Origin of the sequence: Sulfurimonas sp. (assembly GCF_014859695.1) — a bacterium.
In the GTDB taxonomy this organism is placed as follows: Bacteria; Campylobacterota; Campylobacteria; order Campylobacterales; family Sulfurimonadaceae; genus Sulfurimonas.
In genome coordinates, this window is sequence record NZ_JACUTS010000082.1 from 1 (window position 1) to 7,529 (window position 7,529).

6 protein-coding genes and 1 tRNA gene are annotated in these 7,529 nt (G+C 40.1%); 6 read left to right on the forward strand and 1 reads right to left on the reverse strand.

Features of this window, described 5'->3' with window-relative positions:
• Positions 1–39 precede the first annotated feature (39 nt).
• Genes IBX42_RS10495 through IBX42_RS10520 form a run of 6 tightly spaced genes read left to right on the forward strand, consistent with a single transcriptional unit; the run spans position 40 to position 7,444 of the window.
• The gene (locus IBX42_RS10495) at positions 40–450 is read left to right on the forward strand and encodes a FixH family protein (RefSeq protein ID WP_294932686.1); all 411 of its coding nucleotides are present in this window, start codon (positions 40–42) and stop codon (positions 448–450) included.
• 9 nt (positions 451–459) lie between these two features.
• Entirely contained in the window at positions 460–1,635 is a 1,176-nt protein-coding gene (locus tag IBX42_RS10500; protein ID WP_294932688.1) for a TolC family protein, read from the forward strand.
• A complete protein-coding gene (locus IBX42_RS10505; protein ID WP_294932690.1) occupies positions 1,635–2,597 on the forward strand; it encodes an efflux RND transporter periplasmic adaptor subunit in 963 nt (320 codons plus the stop codon). Before IBX42_RS10500 ends, IBX42_RS10505 begins: the two co-directional genes overlap by 1 nt.
• 4 nt (positions 2,598–2,601) lie before the next feature.
• Positions 2,602–5,652 (forward strand): CusA/CzcA family heavy metal efflux RND transporter, encoded by a 3,051-nt coding sequence (locus IBX42_RS10510; RefSeq protein ID WP_294932692.1) that lies wholly within the window; start codon positions 2,602–2,604, stop codon positions 5,650–5,652.
• 9 nt (positions 5,653–5,661) lie between these two features.
• A complete protein-coding gene (locus tag IBX42_RS10515; protein WP_294932694.1) occupies positions 5,662–6,321 on the forward strand; it encodes a response regulator transcription factor in 660 nt (219 codons plus the stop codon).
• A 52-nt stretch (positions 6,322–6,373) separates the two neighbouring features.
• Positions 6,374–7,444, forward strand: coding sequence for a HAMP domain-containing sensor histidine kinase (locus tag IBX42_RS10520; protein WP_294932696.1), 1,071 nt, complete (start codon positions 6,374–6,376; stop codon positions 7,442–7,444).
• Between the two features lie 9 nt (positions 7,445–7,453).
• Here the strand turns inward: IBX42_RS10520 and IBX42_RS10525 are convergent.
• A tRNA-Phe gene (locus IBX42_RS10525) sits at positions 7,454–7,529 on the reverse strand.

Genomic DNA, 7,529 nt, shown 5'->3' on the forward strand with positions numbered 1-7,529 from the left:
AAAAGTATATACTCTAAAATAAAATATAGGAGTATGAAAATGAAAAAGATTTTTTTCTCGACGGTGGTTTTAGCGACTCTCTCTTTTGCGGGCGGATTTATGGATATGGGTATGAGCAGTGATTTGCATGTGATGCTATCAAGTGATAGAGTTCTAAGCGAGGGGCAGAACAAAATCAAGGTGGAGTTAAACAGAGGTTCTCATGACGGTGCAAAGGTTGTGGCTAAAGATGTTCGTATAAAGTTTTTTATGCCTGAGATGCCCGGAATGCCTTATATGGAGTCAAAAGACATCTGTAAAAAAGCACAAAACCATTTTGAGTGTAACGTCAATTTCGGTATGGGCGGAACATGGCAGTATCAGGTTTTTATAAAAGATGAGCAAGGCAAGGATTATAAATACAAAGGGAGTGTAAATCTAGGTCAAGCTTCCTCAGCGCATCGTCACTAGGAGTTTGCCATGAAGATGCTGACTCTTTTTATGATTCCTTTTGTATGTTTTGGTGCGGAGTTTAGTGAAGTTTTTGAAAAAGCTGCTCTAAATTCGCCTATTTTGCGTGCAAAACATGAAAAGATTTTAGCTTCACATGAGGCTATAAAAGGCGAAGCGGTATATAAAAATCCGGTTATCTCCATAGGTGTTAATGATTTGCTTTTAAATGAGAACTTTTTAAAAAGAGATATCGAGCCTATGCAGACGAACTTTATAGGAATAACCCAAGAGTTTGAAACATTCGGCAAGCTTGAGCTTAAAGAGGCAATACTTCGAGTAGATACTCTTGTATTAGAGTATGAACTTGAAGATTTGAAGCTTGATTTGTACAAAAAAACTGCACTCATTGTTGAGAAGATAGCGACATTTTCAAATCTTTTAGAGCTTTTAGAGAGAAAAAAAGCAAACTTAGAGATACTTATAGACTATTATGAAAAGAGCATAAGTGTTGAGAGCGGTTTTAGAAAAAGTGTCGAACTTCAAAAAAAGATATTTGCTATTGAGGACAAAATACTAGAGATTCAAGAGAGTGTTCAAAGAGCCAAAAATGAGTTTAAATACCTTACAAATCAGGAGTTCATGCAGGTGCAAAGAGCGCAAATCGGCGAAGAATTTATAGAAGAAGAGATAAAAAAAGCACCTAAATATAAAATTTTTGAGTTGCGCAGCAGAGAGTTGGAGATTGCCGCAAAGCTTGAAGAGAGAAAAAAATACTCAAACATAAGCCTATCTCTAAGCTACAATTACCGTCAAAATTTTGATGACTATCTGTCTGTAGCGACGTCCTTTGCACTCCCGATTTACGGCAGCGAAGATGCAAAAGCAAAAAAAACACGCTACTTAAAACAAGAGAGCATTCAAAACGCACAGAACTATCTGCAAAACGCAACTATGATTTTTCAAAATAACCGTAAAAAAGTAGAGTATTTCTCTAAAAGAGTTGAGAATCTTGATGCGATTTTAGAGAAGTACAGAGCGCTCGGCATTTATGAGAAATCAAACATAAGAAACAGCGTCACGCTTGAGAAAAGCGTAGAGGATGAAAATCTGCTTTTTGATCTGGAGATAGAGAGATTAAAATATAAACTAGAGATAAAAGCTGCCGAGCTGGAGCTTTTTTATATCACGAAAGAGAGTATATAATGAAAACGCTACTTTTAGTTCTTTTGAGTTTTGCTTTTGTGGAGGCAAAAACGTTTGAACAAGCCTTTAATATTCAAACTATTAAGCCAAAGATGCAGATGAAAAAAATCACCAAAAGTTACTATGCGACAACCTCTTATGATGAAAAAAAGATTTATGAGGTTGTGTTGCGTTTTGACGGCAATGTCGAAAACTTGGAAGCAAACGAGCTTTACAAGAGTGTTAAAAAAGGAGAGAGACTTTTTGATATCTACTCCAAAGAGATATACACGCTCAAAAAAGAGCTTGAGGCTACAAAGAATCTTCTGCCTCTTAATGCAACAATACTTGAGAAGCTGCATCTCTATGAACTGGGAGAGAAGGCAATCGACTCTAAAGCTGCGGCAGTTCCCCACTTCAGTAAATACAGCGGTAAAATCATTCAAAAAAATATTTATGAAGGCTCTTATGCCAAAGCGGGCGGAGTGCTTTTAAAGATAGCAGACGACTCTTCCATGTGGGTAATCGCTAAAGTCTATCAAAAAGATATAGAGTTTATGAGCGAGGGGATGCGCGCGGTTGTGGACGTAGAGGGTTTAAGTGAGCCGATAGTCGCAAAGGTTGGCAAGATTTATCCAAAAATAAACAAAGAAGATTTGACTTTTGATGTCAGGATAGATGTTAAAAACCCGAACTCTAAAATATTTCCCGACATGTTTGCAAAAGTGAGTTTTAGCAAAAATCTCAGCGCAGCACTCACACTTCCAAAAGATGCCCTAATAAAAAGAGGAGATAAGTTCTATGTGTTTACTAAAATCTCACAGGGCGAATATGAACCAAAAGAGATAGAGGCGGAGTATATCGGCGGATACTATCGCATACTATCAGGTATAGATGAGAGCAGCGAAGTGGCACAAAACGCACTCTTTTTGCTTGATAGCGATGCGGTGACAAACGGCTCATACATGAGCGAAGAGTGGTAGTGAGATGATTGAGAGAATCATAAGCTTTAGTGCAAAAAATATATTTTTGGTTCTTATAGTATCGGTAATTTTAACGGCTCTGAGTCTTTTTAGTCTTAAAAATATCTCGCTTGACGCGCTGCCTGATCTCTCGCCGCCTCAGGTAATTCTTCAAATCTCATACCCGGGGCAATCTCCAAAAATCATAGAGGAGCAGGTTTCATACCCGCTCATCAGCTCTTTGATGTCGCTGCCGGGCATAAATACCGTAAGAGCCATGAGCAGTTTTGAAAACGGGCTTGTTTACATAATCTTTAAAGATGATACGGATATTTATGATGCCAGAAGCAGGATATTGGAGCAGCTCTCTTCCATCCTGCCGACTCTGCCATCAAATGCAAAAGTGAGCATGGGACCCGATGCAACGGGTGTAGGCTGGGCGTATCAATATATTTTAAAATCAGACAAACTAAATCTTGCCGAGCTGAGAGACTATCAGGATTACTACCTAAAATACGGTCTTTTGGGCGTTGATGGCGTGAGTGAAGTGGCGGCTGTAGGCGGATTCGTAAAGAACTATCAACTCCTTATCGATCAGGATAAGATGGTCAAATACAATGTCGGAATCGGCGAAATAACAGCTGCTCTTAAGAAGAACAATCAAGACAGAGGCGGCGGCGTGCTTTTGCAAAATGGATATGAAAATATCATTCAAGCACGCGGATATGCCACAAGCGCAGAGGATATAGAAAATATAACCATCAAAGTAAACGGAGTAGTTCCCCTCAAACTCAGCGATATAGGCACTCTCTCTTTATCTCCTACGCCAAGACGCGGAGTTGCGGAGTTTAACGGAGAGGGAGAGGTCGTCGGCGGTGTTGTTTTGGTGCGTTACAAAGAGAATACTTACGAGGTGTTGCAGAAGATTAAAGCCAAAATCGACTCCCTAAAGAGCGAAGACGTAGAGATAGTTACGGCGTATGACAGAACAAAACTTATAGACAGAGCCATAGATACTCTAAAAAGTACGCTGATTGAAGAATCTATCATCGTTATTATCATCACGGCTCTGTTTCTATTTCATTTTAGAAGCGCACTTGTCGTCGTAATCGTGCTTCCTTTGACGGTGCTGCTTAGTTTTTGGCTGATGACGCTCTTTGACATAGGCTCAAATATTATGAGTTTGGGAGGCATCGCCATTGCGATAGGCGCTATGGTGGACGCCTCTATCGTCATGATAGAGAACGCGCATAAACACCTCGCTAAAAGTGAGGGTTCAAAAAGCAGAGCAGAGATTATCATAGACTCTTCAAAGCAGGTGGGGCGCCCTATCTTCTTTGCTCTTATGCTTATAGTTGTCTCCTTTTTGCCTATTTTTGCACTAGAGGGGCAGGAAGCAAGACTCTTTTCGCCGCTAGCCTATACAAAGACGTTCGCTATGCTTATGGGTGCTATTCTCTCCATCACATTAGTACCTGTTTTGATGATACTTTTTATAAAAGGGGAGATAAAAAAAGAGGAGAGCAACCCCATAAACCGCTTTTTTACATTTTTATATACTCCCGTGCTGAAGCTGTTTTTAAAACTGAAATATCTCGTTATCGTTTTGTCTTTAGCTGCCATAGCGTATATCTACCCCCTTTACAATACCCAAAAATGGGAGTTTATGCCGCAGCTTAACGAGCAGGATTTTATGTATATGCCCGTTACGCCCTACGGTATCAGCATTGAGCTCGCATATGAGCTCTCTCATGAGACAAACAAGATTATAAAAAGCTTTCCCGAAGTAGATACCGTTTTTGCAAAAGCCGGACGCGCAAACACGGCGACAGACCCCGCACCTCTTGCCATGATAGAGACCATTATCACATTTAAAGACGAATCTCTTTGGAGAGAGGGCATGACTTATGAGAGACTTATGGCAGAGATGGAAAATGCGCTTAAAATAAAAGGACTGATAAACTCATGGACATATCCGATACGAGGCAGAATAGATATGCTCTTAACGGGTATCCGCACGCCTTTGGGGATTAAACTTTACGGCGATGACAACAAGGTTTTGGAAGATGTCGCATCTAAAATAGAGCAGAGATTAAAAACCACACCTCTCACGCTCAGTGTCTCTGCCGACAAATCAAACAGCGGCTTCTATCTCGATATAGAGATAAAACAAGATGCTCTCTCAAGATACGGCATCTCAAAGCAGGAGATACTCGACACCGTCTCGTTTGGCGTGGGCGGACTTGGCGTGAGCACTTTCATAGACGGACTTAAGCGTCACCCGATTTCTGTGAGAGTGGATGCTGACCAAAGAGACGATATTGATAAGATCAAAGAGTTAAAAGTCAAAACAAAATCAGGATTTTTGCCTCTTCGTATGTTTGCGGATATAAAATATACGGAGGGGGCGAGCGTTATAAAGAGCGAAAAGGGGATGAAAGTCTCTTTTATCTACATCACTCCCAAAAGCGGCGTGAGCGTGGATGAGTATAAAAAGGAGGCGGTGGCTCTTCTTGAGAAGATAGAACTTCCAAAAGGTTACTACTACGAGTTTGCGGGGCAGAGCGAGTATTTGGAATCTGCAAAAAAGAGACTCGGTTTTATCGTTCCCATAGTGATAATAAGCATCTTCGTGCTTATATATTTCGCACTTGGAGATGTTAAAAATTCGCTTATCGTATTTTTCACTCTGCCTTTTGCCGTTTTGGGAGGATTACTCTACATTGACTTTCTAGGGTTTAATATGTCTGTCGCTGTAATTGCAGGCTTTTTGGCACTGCTTGGCATTGCGGCCGAGACGGCTATAGTCATGGTCATCTATCTTGATGAAGCTCTGAGAGAGAAGGGCACATCACATGAAGAGGCTATTATCAGAGGTGCGGCAGGACGCCTAAGACCGAAACTTATGACCGTTTTTGCCACTCTTGGAGGACTTGTTCCGATTATGTATATCGACGGAGTAGGAAGCGAAGTCATGCAACGCATCGCCGCACCGATGATAGGCGGCATAGTAACCTCGGCAATCCTGACGCTGCTTATTATTCCTGTTTTATACTCTCTAAGGAAAAAAGTGTAAAATACTCAGATGAATATTTTACTACTTGAAGATGATGTCATTTTATCAGAGATACTTTGTGAGCATTTGAGCGAAAAAGGGTACTTTGTGTCGTCTGTTTTTGACGGTGAAGAGGCTTATGAGATGATACTCAAAAAACGGTATGATTTGATGCTTTTTGATGTCAACGTACCGCTTTTAAGCGGCTTTGAGCTCTTAAAACTCCTAAGGGAGCAACATGTAAATATCCCCACTGTCTTTATCACTTCGCTTGATTCTGCACATGACTTAAAAAAAGGTTTCGATCTGGGGTGTGACGACTATCTCAAAAAACCTTTTGAACTCTTGGAACTTGACGCGAGAATAGAGCATCTTGTAAAGGTGCATAATTTAGAGAGTTCACAGATAAAAATCGACGAACAAAACTATCTTGACAAGGCGACTTACGAACTTGTCAAAAACGGTAATAGAGTAAAACTATCTAAAAAAGATTTTGAAATAATCGAGTATTTTCTATCGCAAAAAGGGAGTGTCGTATCACATGCACAGCTTATTGCAAATATCTGGTTTGAGAGTGAAGTGCCGAGTGATGCGACGCTTAGAACATATATAAAAAATATCAGAGCGCACCTTGGCAAGGATTTTATAACCACGATAAAAGGAGTCGGCTATAGAGTTAACATCCAGTGAAAAAAAGTCGTTTTGGGGCTTTTTAGGACTTTATCTTAGTTCCTCAATCTTTTTGATTCTTTTTATAGCCGTCAGTTTTTACCGCTATGAGTCCTCCAATATTATCTCCATGAAAAAAGAGAAGATGCAAAACATAGCACTTACTCTCTCTTCTGAGATCATCTCATCTTACATGCGCTCAGAGCCTCTGCATATAGAAAATGTAGATGGGTATGAAGTAGCGCTTTACGATGAGCATCAGATGCCGATTTACGGTCAAGAGGCGGAAGATATTATCTTTGAACAGGGTTTTTATAAAGATAAAAGATTTGATTATTTTGTCGATATGAGCCCGCAGATGCACCACGGTGTTAAATATCTGGTACTTAAGAGCAAAAAAGAGGATCAAGAGACGCAAAAGCTGTTGCAAAGCATACTCTTTACAGCTATGTTCTCGGTTCTGGTCGTTGCTGTTGTGGGCTATTTTCTCTCAAAGATGTTTTTAAAGCCCATTCAAAATGAGAGAGTAAAACTCGACAAATTTATCAAAGACTCAACACATGAACTTAACACTCCCATAACGGCGATACTTATGAGTATTGAGCGGCTAAAAAAAGAGAAAATCGATGAGAAGATTTTAAAAAGAGTGGATATCAGCGCAAAAAGAGTGCAAAAAATCTACTCCGATTTGACGTATCTGCTGCTTGAGAGTGAAAATCATAATGTAAAGCAGATTAACCTAAAGGAAATCGTAGAGAACGAACTAACTCTGTATGAAGATTTGGCACTTAAAAAATCTCTCTCTATCCATAAAGAGCTAGATGACGCTTTCTTGAGCATGGATGAGGTAAGTGCCCAAAGGCTTTTTGGCAATCTAATTTCAAACGCACTCAAATACAATAAACATGGCGGCAAGATGGAACTTAAACTCACGGCAAATGAGTTTAGTATTTCCAATAGCGGCATCGGCATAAAAAAAGAGCAGCAGAGCAAGATTTTTGAGAGGTTTTACAGAGCAAACGAATACGAAGGAGGATTTGGTATAGGTCTTGACATCGTAAAGAGAGTTTGCAGTAGATATAAGATAGAGATAGAGATAAGCTCTACGGAAAATGATTTAACGGTGGTAACATTGAAGTTTTAAAAGTAGTGGTGGTGGCCAATCTCGGAATCGAACCAAGGACACAATGATTTTCAGTCATTTGCTCTACCGACTGAGCTAATTGGCC

What these genes read in the sequence shown, in the direction of transcription:
- IBX42_RS10495 (WP_294932686.1), top strand. Translation starts at nt 40, where the DNA reads ATGAAAAAGATTTTTTTCTCGACGGTGGTTTTAGCGACTCTCTCTTTT.
- IBX42_RS10500 (WP_294932688.1), top strand. Translation starts at nt 460, where the DNA reads ATGAAGATGCTGACTCTTTTTATGATTCCTTTTGTATGTTTTGGTGCG.
- IBX42_RS10505 (WP_294932690.1), top strand. Translation starts at nt 1,635, where the DNA reads ATGAAAACGCTACTTTTAGTTCTTTTGAGTTTTGCTTTTGTGGAGGCA.
- IBX42_RS10510 (WP_294932692.1), top strand. Translation starts at nt 2,602, where the DNA reads ATGATTGAGAGAATCATAAGCTTTAGTGCAAAAAATATATTTTTGGTT.
- IBX42_RS10515 (WP_294932694.1), top strand. Translation starts at nt 5,662, where the DNA reads ATGAATATTTTACTACTTGAAGATGATGTCATTTTATCAGAGATACTT.